This window comes from Streptomyces sp. NPDC043680, from assembly GCF_056436685.1.
Genome location: NZ_JBWKCE010000008.1, coordinates 59,930 through 83,573, shown reverse-complemented (window position 1 = coordinate 83,573; position 23,644 = coordinate 59,930). Strand labels below are relative to the sequence as shown.

At 72.9% G+C, this 23,644-nt stretch carries 21 protein-coding genes and 1 riboswitch; of the genes, 19 read left to right on the top strand and 2 right to left on the bottom strand.

Annotated elements, in window-relative coordinates; genetic code table 11:
* Positions 1-4 precede the first annotated feature (4 nt).
* The 11 genes from AC0666_RS18400 (at position 5) to AC0666_RS18350 (ending at position 12,972) form a co-directional block, all read left to right on the top strand.
* Positions 5-877, top strand: coding sequence for a glycosyltransferase family 2 protein (locus AC0666_RS18400; protein ID WP_478707995.1), 873 nt, complete (start codon positions 5-7; stop codon positions 875-877).
* A gap of 102 nt (positions 878-979) precedes the next feature.
* Positions 980-1,909, top strand: coding sequence for an ABC transporter permease (locus tag AC0666_RS18395; protein WP_468969019.1), 930 nt, complete (start codon positions 980-982; stop codon positions 1,907-1,909).
* The gene (locus AC0666_RS18390; RefSeq protein WP_361716659.1) at positions 1,902-2,684 is read left to right on the top strand and encodes an ABC transporter ATP-binding protein; all 783 of its coding nucleotides are present in this window, start codon (positions 1,902-1,904) and stop codon (positions 2,682-2,684) included. The genes AC0666_RS18395 and AC0666_RS18390 overlap by 8 nt, the downstream gene beginning before the upstream one ends.
* Before the next feature lie 384 nt (positions 2,685-3,068).
* Positions 3,069-4,007 carry a squalene synthase HpnC gene (gene hpnC / locus AC0666_RS18385; protein WP_468969022.1) on the top strand — a complete coding sequence of 313 codons (939 nt, stop codon included), beginning with the start codon at positions 3,069-3,071 and terminating at the stop codon, positions 4,005-4,007.
* Positions 4,004-4,963: a presqualene diphosphate synthase HpnD gene (gene hpnD, locus AC0666_RS18380; protein ID WP_478707938.1), complete on the top strand. Its 960-nt coding sequence runs from the start codon at positions 4,004-4,006 to the stop codon at positions 4,961-4,963. The genes hpnC and hpnD overlap by 4 nt, the downstream gene beginning before the upstream one ends.
* A 133-nt stretch (positions 4,964-5,096) precedes the next feature.
* On the top strand, positions 5,097-6,476 hold the full coding sequence (gene hpnE, locus AC0666_RS18375; protein ID WP_478707937.1) for a hydroxysqualene dehydroxylase HpnE: 1,380 nt from the start codon (positions 5,097-5,099) through the stop codon (positions 6,474-6,476).
* 53 nt (positions 6,477-6,529) lie between these two features.
* Positions 6,530-7,624 carry a polyprenyl synthetase family protein gene (locus AC0666_RS18370; protein ID WP_468969031.1) on the top strand — a complete coding sequence of 365 codons (1,095 nt, stop codon included), beginning with the start codon at positions 6,530-6,532 and terminating at the stop codon, positions 7,622-7,624.
* A 128-nt stretch (positions 7,625-7,752) separates the two neighbouring features.
* On the top strand, positions 7,753-9,846 hold the full coding sequence (gene shc, locus AC0666_RS18365; RefSeq protein ID WP_468969034.1) for a squalene--hopene cyclase: 2,094 nt from the start codon (positions 7,753-7,755) through the stop codon (positions 9,844-9,846).
* Positions 9,846-10,523: a phosphorylase family protein gene (locus AC0666_RS18360; protein ID WP_468969036.1), complete on the top strand. Its 678-nt coding sequence runs from the start codon at positions 9,846-9,848 to the stop codon at positions 10,521-10,523. Before shc ends, AC0666_RS18360 begins: the two co-directional genes overlap by 1 nt.
* 5 nt (positions 10,524-10,528) lie before the next feature.
* Positions 10,529-11,560: an adenosyl-hopene transferase HpnH gene (gene hpnH / locus AC0666_RS18355; protein WP_468969039.1), complete on the top strand. Its 1,032-nt coding sequence runs from the start codon at positions 10,529-10,531 to the stop codon at positions 11,558-11,560.
* Positions 11,557-12,972 carry an aspartate aminotransferase family protein gene (locus tag AC0666_RS18350; protein ID WP_468580829.1) on the top strand — a complete coding sequence of 472 codons (1,416 nt, stop codon included), beginning with the start codon at positions 11,557-11,559 and terminating at the stop codon, positions 12,970-12,972. Before hpnH ends, AC0666_RS18350 begins: the two co-directional genes overlap by 4 nt.
* 33 nt (positions 12,973-13,005) lie before the next feature.
* Here AC0666_RS18350 and AC0666_RS18345 read toward each other — a convergent pair whose 3' ends face one another.
* Positions 13,006-13,209 (bottom strand): hypothetical protein, encoded by a 204-nt coding sequence (locus tag AC0666_RS18345; RefSeq protein ID WP_468969045.1) that lies wholly within the window; start codon positions 13,207-13,209, stop codon positions 13,006-13,008.
* 154 nt (positions 13,210-13,363) lie between these two features.
* Entirely contained in the window at positions 13,364-14,170 is an 807-nt protein-coding gene (locus tag AC0666_RS18340) for a tyrosine-protein phosphatase (RefSeq protein ID WP_468580827.1), read from the bottom strand.
* A 311-nt stretch (positions 14,171-14,481) separates the two neighbouring features.
* Positions 14,482-14,657, top strand: a riboswitch (cyclic di-AMP (ydaO/yuaA leader).
* A gap of 2 nt (positions 14,658-14,659) precedes the next feature.
* On the opposite strand from AC0666_RS18340, the gene AC0666_RS18335 reads away from it, so the two are divergent.
* The 8 genes from AC0666_RS18335 (at position 14,660) to AC0666_RS18300 (ending at position 23,639) form a co-directional block, all read left to right on the top strand.
* Positions 14,660-15,619 carry a LysM peptidoglycan-binding domain-containing M23 family metallopeptidase gene (locus AC0666_RS18335; RefSeq protein WP_478707936.1) on the top strand — a complete coding sequence of 320 codons (960 nt, stop codon included), beginning with the start codon at positions 14,660-14,662 and terminating at the stop codon, positions 15,617-15,619.
* Positions 15,620-15,787: 168 nt separating this feature from the next.
* Entirely contained in the window at positions 15,788-16,573 is a 786-nt protein-coding gene (locus tag AC0666_RS18330) for an SGNH/GDSL hydrolase family protein (protein ID WP_468969052.1), read from the top strand.
* A gap of 158 nt (positions 16,574-16,731) precedes the next feature.
* A complete protein-coding gene (locus tag AC0666_RS18325) occupies positions 16,732-17,934 on the top strand; it encodes an MBL fold metallo-hydrolase (protein ID WP_468969053.1) in 1,203 nt (400 codons plus the stop codon).
* A gap of 443 nt (positions 17,935-18,377) precedes the next feature.
* A complete protein-coding gene (locus AC0666_RS18320) occupies positions 18,378-19,910 on the top strand; it encodes a GDSL-type esterase/lipase family protein (protein ID WP_478707935.1) in 1,533 nt (510 codons plus the stop codon).
* A gap of 250 nt (positions 19,911-20,160) precedes the next feature.
* A complete protein-coding gene (locus AC0666_RS18315; protein ID WP_478707934.1) occupies positions 20,161-22,056 on the top strand; it encodes a sensor histidine kinase in 1,896 nt (631 codons plus the stop codon).
* Positions 22,057-22,112: 56 nt separating this feature from the next.
* Positions 22,113-22,541 carry a roadblock/LC7 domain-containing protein gene (locus AC0666_RS18310; protein ID WP_478707994.1) on the top strand — a complete coding sequence of 143 codons (429 nt, stop codon included), beginning with the start codon at positions 22,113-22,115 and terminating at the stop codon, positions 22,539-22,541.
* Complete coding sequence (locus tag AC0666_RS18305) at positions 22,541-22,951, top strand: DUF742 domain-containing protein (RefSeq protein ID WP_478707933.1); 411 nt, start codon at positions 22,541-22,543, stop codon at positions 22,949-22,951. Before AC0666_RS18310 ends, AC0666_RS18305 begins: the two co-directional genes overlap by 1 nt.
* Complete coding sequence (locus tag AC0666_RS18300; RefSeq protein WP_478707932.1) at positions 22,929-23,639, top strand: GTP-binding protein; 711 nt, start codon at positions 22,929-22,931, stop codon at positions 23,637-23,639. The genes AC0666_RS18305 and AC0666_RS18300 overlap by 23 nt, the downstream gene beginning before the upstream one ends.
* Positions 23,640-23,644 lie beyond the last annotated feature (5 nt).

Here is a 23,644-nt window from a genome sequence, read left to right as displayed (position 1 = left end):
CCCGCTGCGCATCGGCGCGGTGATCATCACCATGGGCACCCGCCCCGACGAGCTGAAGGCACTGCTCGACTCGGTGGCCCGCCAGGAGGGCGAGCCCGTCGAGGTGGTCGTCGTCGGCCAGGGCGTGCCGCTCGACGGGCTGCCCGAAGGGGTCCGCACCGTGGAGCTGCCCGAGAACCTGGGCATCCCGGGCGGGCGCAACGCCGGCATCGAGGCCTTCGGTCCGGCCGGACGCGACGTGGACGTCGTGCTCTTCCTCGACGACGACGGGCTGCTGGAGCGCACCGACACCGCCGAGCTGTGCCGGCAGGCGTTCGCCGAGGACCCGCAGCTCGGGATCGTCAGCTTCCGGATCGTGGACCCGGAGTCCGGTGAGACCCAGCGCCGTCACGTACCCCGGCTGCGTGCCTCGGACCCGCTGCGCTCCTCCCGCGTCACCACCTTCCTGGGCGGCGCCAGCGCCGTCCGCACGGCGGTGTTCTCGCAGGTCGGGCTGCTGCCCAGGGAGTTCTTCTACGCGCACGAGGAGACCGATCTGGCCTGGCGGGCGCTTGACGCCGGGTGGCTGATCGACTACCGAGCGGACATGGTGCTGCTGCACCCGAAGACCGCCCCCTCCCGGCACGCGGTCTACCACCGTATGGTGGCCCGTAACCGGGTGTGGCTCGCCCGCCGTAACCTGCCGGCCCTGCTGGTCCCGGTCTACGTGGGCGTCTGGCTGCTGCTGACGCTGCTGCGCAGACCGTCCGCTCCGGCCCTCAAGGCCTGGTTCGGCGGGTTCAAGGAGGGATGGACCACCCCCTGCGGACCCCGGCGCCCCATGCGGTGGCGTACGGTCTGGCGGCTGACCCGGCTGGGCCGACCGCCTGTCATCTGACCGCTCGCGTCTGAGACCATGGCGCGATCACGCGATCACGGGCCGACCGCCCAGGCCCGATGCCACCTTCTGCCGCATCTTGAAGACGGAAAGTTTCAACTTGTGAGTGACACAACTCAGGATGGCGCCCTCGCCACGAGCAAGCCGCCGTCCGAAGACGCACGGCTGACCCCCGCGGAGCTCGCCGCGAAGTACGGCCTGACCGTCAGCGGTGCCCGGCCCACCCTGGCCGGATACGTGCGGCAGCTGTGGGACCGGCGCCACTTCATCATGGCGTTCTCCCGGGCCAAGCTCGTGGCCCAGTACAGCGAGGCGAAGCTCGGGCAGGTCTGGCAGGTGGCGACCCCCCTGCTCAACGCCCTGGTGTACTACCTGATCTTCGGCCTGATCCTGAAGGCCGGCCGTGGCATGCCGCCGGGGGTCTACATCCCCTTCCTGGTGACGGGCATCTTCGTCTTCACCTTCACCCAGAGCTCGCTGATGGCGGGCGTCCGGGCGATCCCCAGCAACCTGGGCCTGGTCCGCGCGCTGCACTTCCCGAGGGCCTCCCTGCCGATCTCCTTCTCGATGCAGCAGCTCGGGCAGCTGCTGTACTCGATGATCGTGGTGGTCATCGTCGCGGTCTCCTTCGGCAACTACCCGCGGCTGTCGTGGCTGCTGGTCGTCCCGACGCTGGCGCTGCAGTTCCTCTTCAACACCGGCCTGGCGCTGATCTTCGCGCGAATGGGGGCCAAGACCCCCGACCTGGCGCAGCTGATGCCGTTCCTGACGCGCACGTGGATGTACGCCTCCGGCGTCATGTTCTCCATCAGCGAGATGCTCAAGGACAGGCCCGCGTGGATCGCCGACGTCCTGCAGTGGAACCCGGCGGCGATCTACATGGACCTGGTCCGCTTCGCGATGATCGACGACTACGGCCGCGAGAACCTGCCGCCGCACGTCTGGGCCTTCGCCGTGGGCTGGGCCCTCGTGATCGGCCTCGGCGGCTTCGTGTACTTCTGGAAGGCTGAGGAGCGTTACGGCCGTGGCTGACAACACCCTGGGGAAGGTTCCCACCGTCATCGCGGACGAGGTGCACATCGTCTACCGCGTGAACACCGGCCGCTCCGGCAAGGGCAGCGCCACGGCGGCGCTGAACAAGATAGTCCGCCGGGGCAAGGGCGACGCTCCGGGCGTGCGCCGCGTCCACGCCGTGCGCGGCGTCTCCTTCACCGCGTACCGCGGCGAGGCCATCGGACTGATCGGCTCGAACGGCTCCGGCAAGTCGACCCTGCTGCGCGCCATCGCGGGCCTGCTGCCCTGCGAGTCCGGCAGGGTCTACACCGACGGCCAGCCCTCGCTGCTGGGCGTCAACGCCGCGCTGATGAACGATCTGACCGGCGAGCGCAACGTCGTGCTCGGCGGACTCGCGATGGGCATGAGCCGCGAGCAGATCAGGGAGCGCTACCAGGACATCGTCGACTTCTCCGGTATCAACGAGAAGGGCGATTTCATCTCGCTGCCGATGCGCACGTACTCCTCCGGTATGGCGGCGCGTCTGCGCTTTTCCATCGCGGCGGCCAAGGACCACGACGTCCTGATGATCGACGAGGCGCTGGCCACCGGTGACCGCAGCTTCCAGGTGCGTTCCGAGGACCGGATCCGCGAACTGCGGCAGAAGGCCGGCACCGTCTTCCTGGTGAGCCACAACAACAAGTCCATCCGCGATACCTGCGACCGGGTGCTGTGGCTGGAGAAGGGCGAGCTCCTGATGGACGGGCCCACCGAGGAAGTCGTCTCGGCCTACGAGAAGGCGACCAACCACTGACGTGGCGTCACCGCCGGCCCCCGTCGCCTCGCGCGGCGGGGGCCGCGCCATGCTCCGGGCGGCCCGCCCGGACGCAGGGAACGACATTCGGGGGCGCAGGAATACCCCAGAGGCTCCTGCGGCGTTGTACAGCGTAAGCTGGAGCGGTCCTGAATCGCGGCAAGAGGGGACGATTCCCCACAGGTGAAACGGCCTGGGATACCCGGGGGAAAACCCGGCGGCGTGTCCGAAATGGGATGTATTGGGTTCGCAGTGTAGAACGGGAGACGTGACGGCAATGGCGACGGGAATTCTCCGGCCCCCAGGTATTGGGCGGTGTCTTGCCGGACAGGCCGGAAGGGCAACCGGGATCCCTCAGGCCGTCCCCGCCGCGGGCGGCGGGCGGTGAGCCCGGGGCACGGCATCCGTCCCCGGTCCGCACCGGTCTCCGACGCCCTCGCCCGGGCCACCCTCTCCAAGGCCCGGACGGAGAACTTCCCCGTCGCCCCGTCCTTCCTCCCCCGCGCCTGGCGCGAGGGTCTGACGGCGGTGTACGGGTACGCCCGCCTCGTCGACGACATCGGCGACGGCGACCTCGCCCCCGGCGGACACGACGCAGTTCTCCTCGGACTCGAACCGGCCGCCGCGGACCACCCGCTCACCATGCTCGACGCCTTCGAGGCCGACCTGATGCGCGTCTTCGGCGCCGCCGACGGCCCGCCCCGGCACCCGCTGCTCCAGGCGCTGCGGCCCGTGGTCCGCGACCACGGCCTCACCCCGGAGCCGTTCCTCGGGCTGATCGAGGCCAACCGCCAGGACCAGCGCGTCGCGCGCTACGAGACGTACGGCGAGCTCCTCGGCTACTGCGAGCTCTCCGCGAACCCGGTGGGCCGCCTCGTGCTGTCCCTCACCGGGACCAGCACCCCCGAACGGATCCGCCGCTCCGACGCCGTCTGCACCGCCTTGCAGATCGTGGAGCACGTCCAGGACGTCGCCGAGGACCTCGGCCGGGACCGGATCTACCTGCCCGCCGAGGACATGCGCCGCTTCCGCGTGACCGGGACCGATCTGAAGGCGCCCACCGCGAACGCGTCCGTGCGTTCCCTGATCGCCTTCGAGGCCGAACGCGCCCGGGACCTGCTGGATGAAGGCACCCCGCTCGTGGGCAGCGTGCACGGCAGGCTCCGGCTGCTGCTCGCGGGTTTCGTGGGAGGAGGACGCGCCGCCCTGCGAGCCGTCTCCGCCGCCGGATTCGACGTACTCCCCGGCCCGCCCAAGCCCACCAAGCACGGCCTGCTCCGCGAGGTGGCCGCCGTCCTGCGCACAGCGCCGAGAAAGGGGTGAGCCCGACCGTGGAGGGTTTCGCACACACGTCCGCACCGTCGGCACCGGTCCTCGCGGCCTACAGCTACTGCGAGGCCGTCACCGGTTCGCAGGCCCGCAACTTCGCGTACGGCATCCGCCTGCTGCCCACCGACAAGCGGCAGGCGATGTCCGCGCTCTACGCCTTCTCCCGGCGCGTCGACGACATCGGCGACGGCACGCTCGCCCCCGGGGCCAAGCTCGCCCGGCTGGAGGAGACCCGCGCGCAGCTCGGCCGGATCAGGGCCGGGGAGGTCGCCGAGGACGACACCGACCCGGTCGCCGTCGCCCTCGCCCACGCCGCGCGCCGCTTCCCGATCCCGCTCGGCGGCCTCGACGAACTCATCGACGGCGTCCTCATGGACGTCCGCGGCGAGAGCTACGAGACCTGGGAGGACCTCAGGGCCTACTGCCGCTGCGTGGCCGGTGCCATCGGGCGGCTCTCGCTCGGCGTGTTCGGCACCACACCGGGCGCGGCCGACGCCGACCGGGCCGCAGAGTACGCCGACACCCTCGGCCTCGCCCTCCAGCTCACCAACATCCTGCGCGACGTCCGCGAGGACGCCGCCAACGGCCGCACGTACCTTCCCGCAGAGGACCTCGCCAAGTTCGGCTGCACCGAAGGCTTCCACGGCGACCGGGTCGCCGCGGGCGCCGACTTCGCCGGCCTCGTCCACCACGAAGTGCGGCGCGCCCGCGCCCTGTTCGTCGAGGGCTACCGGCTGCTGCCCATGCTCGACCGGCGCAGCGGCGCCTGCGTCGCCGCCATGGCCGGCATCTACCGCCGCCTCCTCGACCGCATCGAGCGAGAGCCCTACGCCGTGCTCCGCGGCCGGGTCTCGGTGCCGACCCACGAGAAGGCGTACGTCGCCGTGCGAGGCCTGTCCGGCCTCGACGCCCGCACCATCTCGCGCCAGAGCACGCGGAGGCGGATCTGATGAGCACGACCACCACCCCCCGCGGGCCGGGCCGCCGCGCACAGGCAACCCCGGCGACGGCCCCTGCGTCCGTCACCCCGGGACCCGCCCGTACGGCCGTCCCGGCAGGCGGCCGGACGACAGGGGAGGACGCATGAGCGGCAGCGACCGGTACGCCGTGGTCGTCGGCGGCGGCCTCGCGGGCGTCACCTCCGCCCTCGAACTCGCCGACGCGGGCCTGCGGGTGACCCTGCTGGAGGGCCGACCCCGGCTCGGCGGCCTCGCCTTCTCCTTCAAGCGCGGCGAACTCACCGTCGACAACGGCCAACACGTCTACCTGCGCTGCTGCACCGCCTACCGCTGGTTCCTCGACCGGATCGAGGGAGCCGCGCTCGCCCCGCTCCAGGACCGGCTCGACGTACCCGTCCTCGACGTCGCCCACCCCCGCGGCCCGCGCCTGGGCCGGCTGCGGCGCAGCGCCCTGCCCGTGCCCCTGCACCTGACCGGCTCGCTCGCCCGCTACCCCCACCTCTCCCTCGCCGAACGCCTGAGCGTCGGGCGAGCCGCGCTCGCGCTGCGCCGCCTCGACCCCGCCGATCCGGCGCTCGACGGCCTGGACTTCGCGACCTGGCTCGGCCGCCACGGCCAGAGCCCGCGTACCGTCGAGGCCCTGTGGGACCTCGTCGGCATCGCGACGCTCAACGCCACCGCCGCCCACTCCTCGCTGGGCCTGGCCGCCATGGTCTTCAAGACCGGCCTGCTCTCCGAGAACAGCGCCGCGGACATCGGCTGGGCCGCGGTCCCCCTCGGCGACCTGCACGACACCCTGGCCCGCAAGGCGCTCGACGCCGCCGGCGTACGCACCGAACTGCGCACCCGCGTCACCGCCGTCTCCCGTACGCAGGAAGGGCACTGGCGGGTCGACACCGATACGGAGTCGCTCGACGCCGCCGCCGTCGTCCTCGCCGTCCCGCAGCGCGAGGCACACGCCCTGCTCCCGCCCGGGGCCCTGGCCGACCCGGACAAGCTCCTCGACATCGGCACCGCACCCATCCTCAACGTCCACGTCGTCTACGACCGCAAGGTGCTCAAACAGCCCTTCTTCGCCGCGCTCGGCTCCCCGGTCCAGTGGGTCTTCGACCGGACCGACGCCTCCGGACTGCCCGACGGCGGCCAGTACCTCGCCCTGTCCCAGTCGGCGGCCCAGGACGACATCGACGAGCCGGTCTCCGTGCTGCGCGCGAAGTACCTCCCCGAGCTGGAACGGCTGCTGCCCGCCGCGCGCGGCGCCAAGGTACGGGACTTCTTCGTGACCCGGGAGCGGACCGCCACGTTCGCCCCCACCCCCGGCGTCGGCCGGCTGCGCCCCGGCGCGCGGACCGACACGCCGGGCCTTTACCTCGCCGGTGCGTGGACCGCCACCGGTTGGCCCGCGACGATGGAGGGCGCCGTACGCAGCGGGCTGAGTGCGGCACACGCCGCCCTCGGCACGATCGGCCGCCACCGCGAGCACCCCCTGCAGGAGGCGGTATGACGACCACCGGCACGACCCGCACAGCAGCACGTACAGGAAACAGAGGAGAGCCAGTGAACCCGGGGAACCCGGCAGTCGAGAACACGGATGCCGGTATGGGCGCGGCCGGTGCGGAGAAGGCGGACACCCTCGCCCTCCTGGAGCGCGGCCGCACGCTGTCGACTCCCGCGCTCCGCGCCGCGGTCGACCGGCTCGCGGCGCCCATGGACACCGTCGCCGCCTACCACTTCGGCTGGATCGACGCCCAGGGCAACCCGGCGGACGGCGACGGCGGCAAGGCCGTGCGCCCCGCGCTCGCCCTCCTGTCGGCCGAGGCCGCCGGCGCGGCGCCCGAGGTCGGCATCCCGGGCGCCGTCGCCGTCGAGCTGGTCCACAACTTCTCGCTGCTGCACGACGACCTGATGGACGGCGACGAGCAGCGCCGGCACCGCGACACGGTGTGGAAGGTGCACGGACCGGCGCAGGCCATCCTCGTCGGCGACGCTCTCTTCGCCCTCGCCAACGAGGTGCTGCTGGAACTCGGCACCGTCGAGGCGGGCCGGGCCACGCGCCGCCTGACCACCGCCAGCCGCAAGCTCATCGACGGCCAGGCGCAGGACATCTCCTACGAGCACCGCGAGCGCGTCAGCGTCGAGGAGTGCCTGGAGATGGAGGGCAACAAGACGGGCGCCCTGCTCGCCTGCGCAGTCTCCATCGGCGCCGTCCTCGGCGGGGCGGACGACCGTACGGCCGACAAGCTGGAGGAGTACGGATACCACCTGGGCCTCGCCTTCCAGGCCGTCGACGACCTCCTCGGCATCTGGGGGGACCCGGAGTCCACCGGCAAGCAGACCTGGAGCGACCTGCGCCAGCGCAAGAAGTCCCTGCCGGTCGTCGCCGCGCTCGCCGCGGGCGGACCCGCCTGCGAGGAGTTGGCGCAGCTGCTCGCCGCGGACGCCAAGAGCAACGACTTCGAGAACTTCTCGGAGGAGGAGTTCGCCGCCCGTGCGGCGCTCATCGAGGCGGCGGGCGGCCGCGCCTGGACCGCGGAGGAGGCCCGCCGCCAGCACGCCGTGGCGATCCGGGCCCTGGACGAGGTGGACATGCCCCGGCGGGTGCGGGAACAGCTCGTCGCCCTCGCCGATTTCGTCGTCGTGCGCAAGAGGTGACCGCCACCCGGGCCGTCCACCCACGCATATGACTCGCCAGTCGCCGGCCGGCGCCTCCTGACAGGAGCGCCGGCCGACGGCAGACCCCAGCACAGCAGAGGACAGGACACTGCACGTAAGGGGAAGCCATGACAGCGACGACCGACAGTGCCGGTGCCTGCGGCGCTGATCCGGAGGACGGCGGGGCCGCAGTGGGCGCCGTGCCCGTGCGGACCGCCCGGCAGGCGGGGAGCCTCCCGGGACCGCCCCCGGGCACGGGGCTCGCGGACCCGGCCGGGACCCCGGGGGACCCGCCCGCAGCGCCCTCCCGGTCCGGCCGGGCCGGGAGCGGGACGCAGGCCGTGCAGGACGCCACCGCGCGGGCGGTCCGGCACCTGCTCGACCGCCAGGACCCCGAGGGCTGGTGGAAGGGCGACCTGGAGACCAACGTCACCATGGACGCCGAGGACCTCCTGCTGCGGCAGTTCCTCGGCATCCGGGACGAGGCCACCACCCGGGCCGCCGCCCTGTTCATCCGCGGTGAGCAGCGCGAGGACGGCACCTGGGCCACCTTCCACGGCGGACCGCCCGAACTCTCCGCCACCGTCGAGGCGTACGTCGCCCTGCGCCTGGCCGGAGACGCCCCGGACGCCCCGCACATGGCCCGCGCCTCCGCCTGGATCCGGGCCCACGGCGGGATCGCCGCCGCCCGCGTCTTCACCCGCGTCTGGCTGGCCCTGTTCGGCTGGTGGAGCTGGGACCACCTGCCCGAACTCCCGCCCGAGCTGGTCTTCCTGCCGCCCTGGGTGCCGCTGAACATCTACGACTTCGGCTGCTGGGCCCGCCAGACCATCGTCCCGCTGACCGTGGTCTCCGCCAAGCGGCCGGTCCGCCCGGCCCCCTTCGCCCTCGACGAGCTGCACACGGACGCCCGGCGGCCCTTCCCGGCCACCCGCCCGGCCCCGCTGGCCAGTTGGGAGGGCGCCTTCCAGCGGATGGACCGGGCCCTGCACGTCTACCGGCGGTTCGCCCCCCGCCGGCTGCGCAAGGCGGCCATGGACACCGCCGCCCGCTGGATCATCGAGCGCCAGGAGAACGACGGCTGCTGGGGCGGCATCCAGCCGCCCGCCGTGTATTCGATCATCGCCCTGCACCTGCTCGGATACGACCTCGGGCACCCCGTCATGCGGGCCGGCCTGGAATCCCTGGACCGGTTCGCCGTGTGGCGCGAGGACGGCGCCCGGATGATCGAGGCCTGCCAGTCCCCGGTCTGGGACACCTGCCTCGCCGCCATCGCCCTCGCCGACGCGGGCCTGCCCCCCGACCACCCGGCCCTGGTCAGGGCCGCCGACTGGATGCTCGGCGAGGAGATCGTCCGCACCGGCGACTGGGCCGTACGGCGGCCCGGACTGGCCCCGGGCGGCTGGGCGTTCGAGTTCCACAACGACAACTACCCCGACATCGACGACACCGCCGAAGTCGTCCTCGCCCTGCGCCGGATCAAGCACCCGCGGCCGGCCCGCGTCGAGGCGGCCATCGCCCGCGGGGTCTCCTGGAACCTCGGCATGCAGTCGCGCAACGGCGCCTGGGGCGCCTTCGACGCCGACAACACCAGCCCCTTCCCCAACCGCCTGCCCTTCTGCGACTTCGGCGAGGTCATCGACCCGCCGTCGGCCGACGTCACCGCCCACGTGGTGGAGATGCTCGCCGTCGAAGGCAAGGCCGCCGACCCCCGGACCCGGCGGGGCATCGCCTGGCTGCTCGCCGAACAGGAGCCGAACGGCAGCTGGTTCGGCCGCTGGGGCACCAACTACGTGTACGGGACGGGCTCGGTGGTCCCGGCGCTGACCACCGCCGGGATCGCCCCGGCCCATCCCGCGATCCGGCGGGCCGTGCGCTGGCTGGAGATCGTACAGAACGAGGACGGCGGGTGGGGCGAGGACCAGCGCTCCTACCGGGACCCCGGGTGGGCGGGCAGGGGCGCCTCGACCCCCTCGCAGACCGCGTGGGCCCTGATGGCGCTGCTCTCCGCGGGGGAGCGGGAGTCGAAGGCGGTGGAGCGCGGCATCGCGTACCTGGTGGACAGCCAGCGCGGGGACGGCTCCTGGGACGAGCCGTACTTCACCGGCACCGGATTCCCCTGGGACTTCTCCATCAACTACCACCTGTACCGCCAGGTGTTCCCGCTCACCGCACTTGGCCGCTACCTGTACGGGGAACCGTTCGCGCCGGGGGAGCGCTGATGAGCCCCGCCCGGCCCGGCACCCCCGGAGCCGGGCTGCCGCTGCTGGTGGCCTGCGCCCTGCGCATCGAGCAGGCGGCCCTGCGCAGCGGCGGCGACCACGGGCCCCGCCGCGCCCCCGAGGGCTACGCCCTGCTGCGTACGGGCATGGGCCCGCGCGCCGCCGAACGGGCCGTCGGCCGGGCGCTCGCCGAGCCGGCCCTGAGCGGGGCCGCGGTCCTCGCCACCGGGTTCTGCGCCGGACTGGTCCCGGGGATGCACCCCGGCGACCTGGTCGTCGCCGAGGAGACCCGGGACCCGCGGGGCACCGTCCCCTGCGCCGGGACCGCCCTGCTCGCCGCGGCACTGGCCCGGGCCGCCCCCGGCCGGACCGTGCACACCGGCGCCCTGACCGGATCCGACCACGTCGTCCGCGGCCAGGAGCGCGCACACCTGCGGGCCACCGGCGCCATCGCGGTCGACATGGAGTCGGCGGCCACCCTCTGGGCCGCGAGCGGCGGCGCCGCACGCGGCCCCGGCCGCCCGGTTGCGGCCGTCCGGGTGATCGTGGACGCTCCGGAGCACGAGCTCGTCCGCATCGGCACCGTCCGCGGTGGAATATCGGCCTTCCGTGTACTGCGTGCCGTACTGCCCGCGTTTTATGACTGGCACCGTTCGTTGCTGCTCCCCAGGAGGTGAGCCAGATGGCCATGCCGCTGCGACAGTCCATCAGGGTCGGGACCTATCTTCTCGAACAGAAGCTCCGCAAGCGGGAGAAGTTCCCGCTGATCGTCGAGCTGGAACCGCTCTACGCCTGCAACCTGGCCTGCGAGGGGTGCGGGAAGATCCAGCACCCGGCCGGAGTGCTCAAGCAGCGCATGCCGGTGGCCCAGGCGGTCGGTGCCGTCCTTGAGTCCGGCGCGCCCATGGTGTCCATCGCGGGCGGTGAGCCCCTGATGCACCCGCAGATCGACGAGATCGTGCGGCAGTTGGTGGCGAGGCGCAAGTACGTCTTCCTCTGCACCAACGCGATGCTGCTCCGCAAGAAGATCGAGAAGTTCACCCCGTCCCCGTACTTCGCCTTCGCCGTCCACATCGACGGGTTGCGCGAGCGGCACGACGAGTCGGTGGCCAAGGAAGGCGTCTTCGACGAGGCGGTCGCCGCCATCAAGGAGGCGAAGAGGCGCGGTTTCCGCGTGACCACCAACTCCACCTTCTTCAACACGGACACCCCGCAGACCATCATCGAGGTGCTCAACTACCTCAACGACGACCTGAAGGTCGACGAAATGATGATCTCGCCCGCCTATGCCTACGAGAAGGCCCCCGACCAGGAGCACTTCCTGGGCGTCGAACAGACCCGCGAACTCTTCAGGAAGGCCTTCGCGGGCGGAAACCGGCGGCGCTGGCGGCTCAACCACTCCCCGCTCTTCCTGGACTTCCTGGAAGGCAAGGTCGATTTCCCCTGCACCGCCTGGGCCATTCCGAATTACTCCCTCTTCGGCTGGCAGCGCCCCTGCTATCTGATGAGCGACGGCTACGTGCCGACGTACCGGGAACTGATCGAGGAAACCGACTGGAGCAAGTACGGCCGCGGAAAGGACCCGCGGTGCGCGAATTGCATGGCGCACTGCGGTTACGAGCCGACCGCCGTCCTCGCCACCATGGGCTCGCTCAAGGAGTCCCTGCGCGCGGCCCGGGAGACGATCGCCGCCAACCGGGACGCGTCGGCATGAGCACCGGCCACGCGGGGGCGGGCGGCCGGGGCACGGGCTTCGACCTCGGCGCCCTGCTGGCCGAGCGCGGCGCCGAACGCTACGAGCTGCACACGCGCCACCTCAACCACCAGCTGCCCCGCATGCTGCACACCATCGGCTTCGACAAGGTCTACGAGCGGGCCGAGGGCGCCCACTTCTGGGACGCCGAGGGCAACGACTACCTCGACATGCTCGCGGGATTCGGGGTGATGGGCCTGGGCCGCCACCACCCGGTCGTCCGCCAGGCCCTGCACGACGTCCTCGACGCCCAGCTCGCCGACCTCACCCGCTTCGACTGCCAGCCGCTGCCCGGACTGCTGGCCGAGAAGCTCCTCTCGTACAGCCCCCACCTGGACCGGGTCTTCTTCGGCAACAGCGGCACCGAGGCGGTGGAGACGGCCCTGAAGTTCGCCCGGTACGCCACCGGGCGGCCCAGGATCCTCTACTGCGACCACGCCTTCCACGGGCTCACCACCGGCTCGCTCTCCGTCAACGGCGAGGCCGGCTTCCGGGACGGCTTCGCACCGCTGCTGCCCGACACCGGGATCCCGCTCGGCGACCTGGCCGCCCTGGAGCGGGAGCTGGGGCGCGGCGACGTCGCCGCCCTCGTGGTCGAGCCGATCCAGGGCAAGGGCGTCCTCGCCGCCCCGCCCGGTTTCCTGTCCGGCGCCCAGGAACTGCTGCACCGGCACAAGGCGCTGCTGATCGCGGACGAGGTGCAGACCGGCCTCGGACGGACCGGTGACTTCTACGCCTACCAGCACGAGCCGGGCGTGGAACCGGACCTGGTCTGCGTGGCGAAGGCGCTGTCGGGCGGCTACGTGCCGGTCGGTGCGACCCTGGGCAAGGACTGGATCTTCAAGAAGGTCTACTCGTCCATGGACCGGGTCCTGGTGCACTCCGCCAGCTTCGGTTCCAACGCCCAGGCGATGGCGGCCGGACTGGCGGTGCTCTCCGTCATGGAGGACGAGGCGGTGGTCGCCCGGGCCCGCGCGACGGGAGACCTGCTGCGCGGCCGCCTCGCGGCGCTGGTGGGCGAGTACGAGCTGCTGCACGAGGTGCGGGGGCGCGGCCTGATGATCGGCATCGAGTTCGGCCGCCCGCACTCGCTGGGCCTGCGCAGCCGGTGGACCATGCTCCAGGCAGCCCGGAAGGGGCTCTTCGCGCAGATGGTGGTGGTGCCGCTGCTCCAGAAGCACCGGATCCTCACCCAGGTCTCGGGCGACCACTTGGAGGTCATCAAGCTGATCCCGCCGCTGATCATCGACGAGGCGGACGTCGACCGCTTCGTCACCGCCTTCCGCGCGGTGATGGACGAGGCGCACGAGGGCGGCGGACTGATGTGGGACTTCGGCAGGACGCTGGTGAAGCAGGCCGTCGGCAACCGCTGACGGCCGGCCGGGCCGTGGGGGAGGGGAGGGCGGTCAGACCGCCTTGGCGCGGCGGATCACGGCCACCGTGTGGGCGACGGCCTCGGTCATGGCCGTGCGCCGGCGCTCGGCCTCCTCCGGGGGGAGCTCGTCGGCGTACTCGCCGCTGAAGGTGAGCGCGAGCCTCCCGCGGTCGTCCTCGCCGATGTCGTTGTCGACGGTCCACACCGCCCCGTCGTCGGCGCGGTGGAAGGCCACCCGCCGGCCGTCGCCAACCGGGCAACTGCCGTATTCATTCCGCCGGTTCGCCGCCGCCGTCGGGGCCGCCCGCCGACCCTGCGAGTCGGCCCTGTCCGTCGGCCCTGCCCTTGCGATGTGCGGGGCGGGGCCGACGGGTGCCGGACGACGCGGCCTAGTCGAGCAGGTGCTCGCGCAGGCGGGTCAGCGTCGCGGGCGTGAGTCGGAGGCCTTCGGCCAGATAGCGGTCGAGGCCGCCCCAGTGATCGTCGATGGTGTCGAAGGCGGCGGTGAGGTACTCCGCACGGGCCTCGAAGAGCGGGGTGATCAGTTCCACCACCTCGGGGGAGTGGACCTCGGACGGCTCGCCCGTGCGGCGCATCCGGTAGCGGCGGTGCGGGGCGTTCGACTCCAGGTAGTCCGCGGTGATGGCCTCCCGCTCGACGCCCAGCGCGAGCAGGGTGACGGCGATCGACAGCCCCGCCCGGTCCTTCCCGGCCGCGCAGTGCATGAGGGCCGGGACGCTCGCGTCGGCGAGGGCGTGCACGACCCGGCTGTGCTCGCCGGTGCGGTTCCTGACCATCGAGCGGTACGAGGCGGACATCCGGGCGGCGCCCTTCCCGTCGCCGAGGAGGGCGCGGAGCTGGTCGAGACCGCCCTCGCGGACCATCGTCCAGAACTCCCGCCCGTCGGCCGGATCGGACAGAGGGATGTTGACGTTGCGGACGCCCGGCAGCTCGACGTCGAGGCCCTCCAGGGCGTGGTCCGCGTCGTTGCGGAAGTCGAAGATGGTGTGCAGGCCCAGCGAGGCGAGGAATTCCGTGTCCTTTTCGGTGGCATGTGCCAGATGTCCGCTTCGGAACAGTCGTCCCGGCTTGATCCTGCGCCCGTCGGTGGTCGGCAGGCCGCCCACGTCGCGGAAGTTGCGCACTCCGACCAGCTCCGGTTCCACCGGTGGGGTGTGGGGTATCTGCTGGGTCACGGAAGTCTCCTCCGTATCGTCGCGGATGTCCGAATTTGGACCACTTGGACGCAACTTGCCTGTACAGAAGGGTAGATCGCGTCCCCGCCCGTGAGCCAGATCATACGGTGACCGTGCGTGCCTGATCGCGGTTCTCGAATTGCCCTGTGGGAAGGGTTGTTGCCGCCGCGGAATGGACACAGGGTGACCGGAATTCCGCCGATCGCCCACTGCCGGGAAACTGATGGGTAATTCATGGCTTGTTCCGTACGGTCCGGCTGGATTACGTTCGCCCCGATCCGGATGGACCGCCGAATCCTGCCGCCATCCGGGAACCGCACCCGACTATTCACGCGCGCGGCAGGAGCGGGGGAACCAGGTAAGCCGCTGCTCCGGATCTTTCTCCCGGACAGCTCGGGGTGAAGCCGTACAGGTGCTGTTCCTGTCCGGCCGGACATCTCCAGTCCGAACCCGACAGCTCACCTCGCAGGCGACGGAGAGGAATTCGCCATGCCTGCAAAGGGTAAGCACCGCCGTCCCAAGTCCCGCTCCCTCGCGCGTGGTTTCGCCGTTGCCGGCACCGGCGGCGCGGCCCTCGCCCTGCCGCTGATGGGTGCCGCCGGCGCCCAGGCGGCCGGCGCCCCGGCCGCGGCCCCCGTCACCGCTCCCGTGCAGGCCCCCCAGGCTCCGGCCGCGCTCCAGGCCGCTCCCGCCGCCGCTCCGAGCGTCTACACCGTGGTGCCCGGCGACTACCTCTCCAAGATCGCCGCGGAGCGCCACCTCGCGGGCGGCTGGCAGCAGCTGTACGCCGACAACCGCGAGGCCGTCGGGGCCGACCCGTCCCTGATCCACCCCGGCCTCAAGCTGACCCTCGGCGCCGAGGCCGCGGCCGCCCCGCACGCCCCCGCCCGCAAGCAGGCCCCGGTCCAGAGCCAGGCACCGGCCGAGAAGCAGGCCCCGGCCGAGAAGCAGGCCCCGGCGCCCAAGGCGAAGGCCCCGGCTCCCCAGGCCGCGGCCGAGGCCGCGCCGGCACCCGCCGCGAAGAGCCGGACGGTCACCGCCGCCGGCTTCGTCGCCCCGGTCGGCGGTGGCGGGATCTCCACCCAGTACAAGACGCCCGGCGCCATGTGGTCCAGCGGCTACCACACCGGCGTCGACTTCATCGCGAGCTCCGGCACCTCCGTCAAGGCGGTCGGCGCCGGCACCGTGGTCTCCGCCGGATGGGGCGGCGCGTACGGCAACGAGGTCGTCATCCGGCACGAGGACGGCAAGTACTCCCAGTACGGCCACCTGTCACAGCTCTCCGTCTCGGTCGGCCAGAGCGTGGCCGCCGGGCAGCAGATCGGCCTCTCCGGCTCCACCGGCAACTCGACCGGCCCGCACCTGCACTTCGAGATCCGCACCGGCCCGTCCTACGGCTCGGACGTCGACCCGCTGGCCTACCTCCGCTCCAAGGGCGTGAGCATCTGAAACCTCCCGCCGCCGCGGGGGCGTCCAGACCCGCGTGAGGCCGGGGCCCGAGGGGGGTCCCGGCCTCACGCGCTGTTATCCCGTACCCACCTCGTGGTATAGATCACGGTCCGTCAACCCCTGCCTACGGTGGCGTAGGTCACGCGCCGGGGTGAAGGATAAGGCCTCGTGGCAGCGACGACGACGACACTCAAGACCATCGGCTCGTACGCGGCGATCGGGGACAGCTTCACCGAGGGCGTGGGGGATCCGGGACCCGGGGGGAGCTTCGTCGGCTGGGCGGACCGGCTGGCCGTCCTCCTGGCCGATCAGCGCGAGGAGCACGACTTCCGGTACGCGAACCTGGCCGTACGAGGGCGCCTCCTCGACCAGATCGTGGCCGAACAGGTGCCCAGGGCCAAGGAACTCGCCCCGGACCTGGTGAGTTTCTGCGCGGGGGGCAACGACATCATCCGACCCGGCAGCGACCCGGACGCCGTGGCGGAGCGCTTCGAGGCGGCCGTCGCCGACCTGACCGGAGCCGTCGGACTGGTCATGATCACCACGGGCTTCGACACCCGGGGCGTGCCGGTCCTCAAGCACCTGCGGGGCAAGGTGGCGACGTACAGCGCGCACGTGCGCGCCATCGCCGACCGGTACGGGTGCCCGGTGCTCGACCTCTGGTCGCTGAAGTCCGTCCAGGACCGGCGGGCCTGGGACGACGACCGGCTGCACCTCTCGCCCGAGGGGCACACCCGGGTCGCGCTGCGCGCCGCCCAGGTGCTGGGGCTGGAGGTGCCGGCGGACCCCGACCAGCCGTGGCCGCCGCAACAGCCGCGCGGCTCGGTGGACGTGACCCGGGACAACATCCTCTGGGCGCGCGAGCACCTGGTCCCGTGGATCGGCCGGCGGCTGCGCGGGGAGTCCTCCGGGGACCACGTGGAGGCGAAGCGCCCGGATCTGCTGCCGCTGTAGGCGCAGCCGCAGGTGCCGGTGGTCGCGGGTGCGGCGGGGGGAGCCGGAGGGAAGGGAGCGGGGAGCGGAATCCTTCGGGGCCGGTGTGCGTTGGGAAGTGCGTGGACCGGCGCACGGTCCGCGCCCGCCCCTTCCGCCCCATCCTCCCAGGAGGCGCTTTGACCGGCTCCCGTCCCCTGCGTCCACGGTTGCGCGCCCTGCGGCCCGAATCCTTCGGCGCGGATCCGTCCGGTGCACGGCTGGAGCGGATCCAGCGTTCGCCGAACTTCGCCGACGGCGTCTTCCAGAACCCGCTCGGGGCCCGGACCAGGCCCTCCGGCTCGATGCGCGAGTTCGCGAAGATCTACTTCGACAAGGAGCACCGGATCCGGCGCAACCCCGGCGCCCCGGTCCCGGTCTACCCGACCACGCTCGCCGAGCTGGCGAAGCCACCGGTCAGCGGACTGCGCCTGACCTGGATGGGGCATTCCAGCGTGCTCGCGGAGATCGACGGGCGGCGCGTGCTGTTCGACCCGGTCTGGGGCGAGCGGTGCTCCCCCTTCCCCTTCGCCGGGCCCAAGCGGCTGCACCCCGTACCGGTGCCGCTGGCCTCGCTGGGGCCGGTCGACGCCGTGGTGATCTCCCACGACCACTACGACCACCTCGACCTGCCGACGATCAAGGAGCTGGTCGGGACGGACACGGTCTTCGTGGTCCCGCTGGGCGTCGGGGCGCACCTGGAGCGCTGGGGCGTCTCCGAGGACCGGATGCGCGAGCTCGACTGGAACGAGAGCACCGACGTCGCCGGCCTGTCCCTGACGGCCACCCCCGCGCGCCACTTCTGCGGGCGCGGACTGCGCAACCAGCAGCACACCCTCTGGGCCTCCTGGGTGGTCGCGGGCGACGAGCACCGCATCTACCACAGCGGTGACACCGGCTACTTCCCCGGCTTCGCCGAGATCGGCGCCGCGCACGGCCCCTTCGACGCCACGATGATCCAGATCGGGGCGTACTCGGAGTACTGGCCGGACATCCACATGACGCCCGAGGAGGGCATGCGCGCCCACCTCGACCTCCAGGGCGGTATCCCGCACGGCACGATGCTGCCGATCCACTGGGGCACCTTCAACCTGGCCCCCCACCCGTGGGAGGAGCCCGGCGAGGGCACCCTGGCGGCGGCGGAGGCAGCCGGGGCGGCGGTCGCGCTGCCGATCCCGGGCCGGCCCTTCGAGCCGGGGGACACGGCCGCGCTGCCGACCGACCCGTGGTGGCGTCCCTTCGCGACCCCCGCGCCGCCCGCCCCCGTCGCGGCGCCCCGGCCGGCCACGACCGGCCGCCCGCCGGTGACGGCCCACGGGGAACCGGAGACCGTCGGGTCCTGACGGGGCAGGGTCGGCCGGCTCGCCCGCCGGGGCGCCTTGTGACTGGCCGCCCGAGGGCCCCGGCGGCGTGCTGGTCAGTCCGGACGGTCGTGGAGTCGCGCCGTGACGGCCCGGCCCCGGTCGCGTTCGAGGTGGCGGTGCCGGCGGGTGGCCTGCTCCAAGCGGCCCACCGGTGGCCTGGAACAATGGGACGGAAGCCGCCGGCGGTACAGGAGCCGGCCGTGAGCCGCCACCGGCCGAGGCTTCACCGACCGACCATCGCTTCGCTCTTCGGCCGCCTGGCCCGGCACTCGTGAGTGCCGGGCCAGGCGGCTGCCACAAGGAGACCCTTGCACCGCCTCGGAGTTCTGGCCCGCGCTGCTGCAGTCCTGGCGGCGGGAGCCGCCCCGTTCCTCGGATGGACACCGGTTTCGGCCGCACCGGCGACGCCTGTGGTCCGCGTGATGCCTCTCGGTGACTCGATCACCTACGGCCAGGGCAGTTCGAAGGAAGGCGGCTACCGGCTGCCGCTCCAGGAGATCGCCGCCCAGCAGTCCCGCTACTCCCTCGACTTCGTCGGCTCCCTCTCCCACGGACCGATGCCGGATGCCGAGCACGAGGGGCACGCGGGCTACACCATCGAGCGCATCCGCCTCGGCGTGAACCGCTGGCTTGAGGCGGCCGACCCCGACGTCGTACTCCTGCACATCGGGATCAACGATCTCAACCAGGGCGCGGACCCCGGCCAGGCCGCAAACCGGGCCACTGTCCTCGTGAACCAGATCTTCGCCGCCCGGCCCGGGGTCACCGTCATCATGCAGGGCCTGATCCCGTCCACCCCCGGATGGGCCTATCAGGACCTCTCCCGGCCGGTCGCCCAGTACAACCAGCGGATGAAGCAGCTGGAGGCCGCCGAACAGGGTGCGGGCAAGCACTTCACGTTCGTCGACGCACCCGCGCTGACGGCGCCGAACCGCGCGGACAGCACGCACCCCGCGCAGATGGCCGACGGCCTGCACCCGAACGACGCCGGATACGCCAGGCTGGCGCAGCCCTTCGCCGCTTCCCTGGACCAGGCCTACTCCTTGCACTGGTTCACCGGCGGTCCGGCCAGGCCGGAGGCACCGCGGCTCAAGGAGACGGTGCACCTGCAGCGGATCGCCGCGAACGGGGACCTGTTCAGTGCCGAAGGCGACTTCACCGTCGGCCAGTGGAGCGGCTGGAGCAGCCGGGGCGCCTTCACGGCCAAGGAGTTGGCCAGCGCGGGCACCGGTCCGGTCAACCGGGTCTTCGCACTCGGCAGCGATGACAAGGTCTACGAGAACGACAGTGACCGCACGACGGGCACCTGGTCCGGCTGGTTCACCCCCGCCATCGACGGCACGAACTCCCGTACGTTCACCGCCCTGTCGGCCTCCTCCTACGGAGACACCGTCCACCTCGTGGCCATCGGTACCGACGGACGCCTCTACAACACCGACGGGGACTTCGCCGCCGGCAGGTGGAACGGCTGGACCGACCACGGCGGCACCGGCCTCAAGCGCGTCACCAGCGCCACCACCACCGACCGGGTCAACCACATCTTCGCCACCGACGCCGGCAACCAGATCATCGAGCTGACCGCCGACTACGCCGCGGGCGCCTGGGGAGCCTGGACCGTCGCGGGCCCCGTCGGCGGCTTCAAGGCCCTCGACATCACCGCCTCGGCCAGTGACACCACCGTCCACCTCGGCGCCATCAGCCTCGGCGGCCGGTATCACAACACCGACGGCGACTACGCCGCCGGCAGCTGGAACGGCTGGAGCGACATGGGCGGCGACGGCCTGAAGCGGCTCACCAGCGCCGCCGCGAACGGCGTCAACCACGTCTTCGCCGTCACCGGCGACAACCGGATCATCGAGCGCGACGGCAACTACAACAGCGGCACGTGGAACGGCTGGGCCGAACCCGCGGGCGGCGGCGAGACCATCGCCGCCACCGCAAGCTTCACCAGCTGACGACACCCGCTTCGGGGTGGCCGTCGGTGGGGCGGCGCATCGGGCGGAGCGGGGCCGGTGCGCGCTCCCCGGCGGATTCGGGCTTCCGTACGAGCGCTCCACCGGGAGCGGGAAGACGCCCGGTGAAGTTCCCCAACTCGCCGCCGGGGGCGGGAGCGTGCGGTCTAGCGTGGGTATCCGGTGATCAACACCGTGATCCACACCGGGCCCCGGAACCGCTGGGGGCCCGGGCCCCACGTAGAGGACGCCGATGTCCGGACTCCGCGCCGCCCGCCACGCCCCGTCGAGACACGCCGTCACCGGTCCCGGCCGGCAGATACGGCCTCAGCTGGTCCGTGCCGCCGTACTGCCCACCCTCGCAGCGGGCCTCAGCGGCGCGGCCGCGGTCATCTTCACCCTGCAGCTCGGTGGCGGCGCGGGCGAGCGCGACGCCCGTCTCTGGCCGGTGCTCACCGGGTGCGGGCTGCTCGTCCTCGGCGCCCTGGCCGCGGCCCTGCTCGGCGCCCAGCGCTCCGCCAAGGCCGTCCGCGACCGCTGCGAGGCCCTGCGCCGCTCCAGCGTGCGCGGCCGTCAGGAACTGCGCACCGCCGCCGAGCGGTTGGAGCGGGGGGAGCCCCCGGCCCGCCCGGTCCGCGGCGGCCCGACCGGACCGCCGCCGGGCACCGACCCGGAACGAGTGGACGAGTTCTGGCTGCTCTCCCAGGAGCTGCGCGGCGCCCGGGAGCAGGCGCACGCGACGCTCGTACGGCTGGCCGGCCCGATCGCCCCGACCGACAACGACCGCAAGGTCGAGGTCTTCGTCAACCTCGCGCGCCGCCTGCAGTCCCTCGTGCACCGGGAGATCTCGCTGCTCGACGAGCTGGAGGACACCGTCGAGGACCCGGACCTGCTCAAGGAGCTCTTCCACGTCGACCACCTCGCCACCCGGATCCGCCGTCACGCCGAGAACCTGGCCGTGCTCGGCGGCGCGGCCTCCCGGCGCCAGTGGACCCGGCCCATCGACCTGAGCGAGGTGCTGCGCTCCTCGGTCGCGGAGGTCGAGCAGTACACCCGGGTCAAGGTCGTGCCCCCGTCCGGCGGGACCGTGCGCGGGCACGCCGTCGCCGACGTGGTGCACCTGCTGGCCGAACTGATCGAGAACGCAACCGTGTTCTCCGCCCCCGACACCGATGTGGTGGTGCGCGCCGAGCGGGTCACCGCCGGGATCGCGGTGGAGGTGGAGGACCGCGGGCTGGGCCTGCCGGCCGCGGAGCAGCACCGGATGAACGCGCTGCTGGTCGACCCCGACCAGATCAGCGTGCGCCATCTGCTGGCGGACGGCCGGATCGGCCTGTACGTGGTCTCGGCGCTGGCGCGCCGGCACGGGATCGCCGTCGAGCTCAAGTCGAACATCTACGGCGGTGTGCTGGCCGTGCTCGTGCTGCCGCAGGAGCTGCTCGGCGCGGAGGCGCCCGGCGCCGCCGATGCGCAGGGGGGCTCCCGGGCCACCTCGTGGGGGACCGGGCAGAGCCAGGCGGTGCTGCCACCGCTGGAGCCGGTGCGGGTGGGCATGCCGCCTCGGGAACGCCCGGAGCAGGCGGCCCCGCCCGGGCAGCCGGAGCCGCCGGTGGCGCGGTCGAGCGCCGAGACGGTCCGGGTGCCTGCTCAGGCGCCCGCCCCGGATCAGGCCCGCACTGCCGCGACCCACCCGATCCAGCCGGTCCACCCGGCGCCCCTGACGCCGACCTGGGCAGCGAACGCCCCGCGCCCGGCCGCCCGGCCGGACGTACGCCCCGATCCGCGACCGGAGCCGGTGGGTCCGCTGGGGCCGGTGCAGCCCATGGGGCCGGTGGGCGCCGAGCCGGGGCTGGACGTGGGGCTGGACCTCGGCCTGGGCGTGGGCCTGCCGGAGCCGACAGGTCCGACGCCCGTACCCGTTCCGGTGCCCGTACCGGGGTCGGTATCCGCGTCCGTGCCGGCCGCCCGTACGGACCCGGACCGGCCGCCCCTGCCCCGGCGCCGGGCCCAGGAGCACCTCGCCCCGCAGCTGCGGGACGCCCCCGCCCCGCGCAGGGCGGATCCCCCGGAGCAACCCGTGCACGATCCGGGCCTGATGGCCGCCTTCCAACGGGGCTACGGCCTCGCCCAGTCGGAGAACCAGACATGACCCCGTCCACCCCGACCCCGATCCCGACCCCCCACCCCGGCAAGGAGCTCACTCCCATGGGCGGCGAAGCGGCGACGAAGACCAGCCGGCTCTCGGACCTCGACTGGCTGCTCGGCGGCCTCGTCCAGCGGGTCCCCTACACCCGGAGCGCGGTCCTCCTCACCGCCGACGGCCTCGTCACCTGCCTGCACGGCCTCGACGACGACAGCGCCGACCACCTGGCGGCCCTGGCGTCCGGGCTGTACTCCCTCGGGCGCAGTGCCGGATCCCGGTTCGGGGACGGCGCGGAGGTCCGGCAGGTGGTGGTCGAGCTCGACACCGCCCTCGTCTTCGTGTCCGCCGCCGGATCGGGCACCTGCCTGGCGGTCCTCGCCGACCGGGAGGCCGACGCGGGAGTCCTGGGCTACGAGATGGCGATGCTGGTCAAGAGCGTCCGCCCCTACCTGGCGGCTCCGACGCGCCGGCCCGCCGGCGCCGCGGAGTGATGCGGGCCCGCGCCCCGCACGGCGGGGCCCCGCGGGACACGCCGTGGCTCGACGACTCGGCGGGGCGGGTGATGCGCCCGTACACCGCCAGCGGCGGGCGCACCCGGCCGGCCGTCGCGCTCGACCTGCTGTCGCTGGTGACGGCGACCGGCGTACGCCCGCACGGGCCGCTGGGCGCCGAACACGCCCTCGCGCTCCGCCTGTGCGCGGGGGCGGCGGCCGTCACCGTGGCCGAGCTGTCCGGACAGCTGCGGCTGCCCGCGGTGGTGGTCAAGGTGCTGCTGTCCGACCTGGTGGAACACGGGGCGGTCACGGCGCAGGCGCCGCGTTTCCCGGGTGGCGGGCCCCTCGGCGCCGCCGACCACAACCTGCTGCGGGCGGTGCTCGATGGCCTACGTCGACGACTGTGACGCGCCCTGCGCGGCTGAAGCGCGTGATGCGGCCGACGCGCCCGGCGTGCGCGGCGTACGCGAGGCGCGTGGTGCGGGTGGTGCGCGTGGGGCCGTACTGCCCACGACGTTGAAGATCCTGGTCGCGGGCGGGTTCGGGGCGGGCAAGACCACCTTCGTGGGCGCCGTGAGCGAGATCGAACCGCTGCGCACCGAGGAGCTGCTCAGCGGGCTGAGCGAGACGGCCGACGCCCTGGAGGGGGTGGAGACCAAGGCGACCACGACCGTTGCCCTGGACTTCGGCCGGATCACCCTGGACGAGCGGCACGTCCTCTACCTCTTCGGCACGCCCGGGCAGGAGCGCTTCTGGTTCCTGTGGGAGGAGTTGTGCGTGGGCGCGCTCGGCGCGGTGGTGCTCGCCGACACCCGCCGGCTCGCCGACTGCTTCCCCGCCGTGGACTTCTTCGAGCGCCGCGGCATCGGATTCATCGTCGCGGTCAACGAGTTCGACGACGGCCACCGCTACGGCGCCGACGAGGTCCGCGAGGCGGTGGGGCTGGGCCCCGAGGTGCCCGTCGTACGGTGCGACGCGCGCCTGCCGAGCTCCGGGACGGGGACACTGGCCGCCCTCGTCCACCATCTGCTGTTCACGGCGGCATCGGCCAAGCCGGCTGAATCGCCCGAGTTGGCTGCTTCTTCGGATGATTGAGGGGG

Excerpts from the sequence above, each read along its gene's own strand:
- shc (WP_468969034.1), top strand. The coding sequence starts at position 7,753 with ATGACAGCGACGACCGACAGTGCCGGTGCCTGCGGCGCTGATCCGGAG.
- AC0666_RS18335 (WP_478707936.1), top strand. The coding sequence starts at position 14,660 with ATGCCTGCAAAGGGTAAGCACCGCCGTCCCAAGTCCCGCTCCCTCGCG.
- hpnH (WP_468969039.1), top strand. The coding sequence starts at position 10,529 with ATGGCCATGCCGCTGCGACAGTCCATCAGGGTCGGGACCTATCTTCTC.
- AC0666_RS18360 (WP_468969036.1), top strand. The coding sequence starts at position 9,846 with ATGAGCCCCGCCCGGCCCGGCACCCCCGGAGCCGGGCTGCCGCTGCTG.
- AC0666_RS18320 (WP_478707935.1), top strand. The coding sequence starts at position 18,378 with ATGCCTCTCGGTGACTCGATCACCTACGGCCAGGGCAGTTCGAAGGAA.
- AC0666_RS18310 (WP_478707994.1), top strand. The coding sequence starts at position 22,113 with ATGGGCGGCGAAGCGGCGACGAAGACCAGCCGGCTCTCGGACCTCGAC.
- hpnE (WP_478707937.1), top strand. The coding sequence starts at position 5,097 with ATGAGCGGCAGCGACCGGTACGCCGTGGTCGTCGGCGGCGGCCTCGCG.
- AC0666_RS18350 (WP_468580829.1), top strand. The coding sequence starts at position 11,557 with ATGAGCACCGGCCACGCGGGGGCGGGCGGCCGGGGCACGGGCTTCGAC.
- AC0666_RS18300 (WP_478707932.1), top strand. The coding sequence starts at position 22,929 with ATGGCCTACGTCGACGACTGTGACGCGCCCTGCGCGGCTGAAGCGCGT.
- AC0666_RS18305 (WP_478707933.1), top strand. The coding sequence starts at position 22,541 with ATGCGGGCCCGCGCCCCGCACGGCGGGGCCCCGCGGGACACGCCGTGG.
- AC0666_RS18315 (WP_478707934.1), top strand. The coding sequence starts at position 20,161 with ATGTCCGGACTCCGCGCCGCCCGCCACGCCCCGTCGAGACACGCCGTC.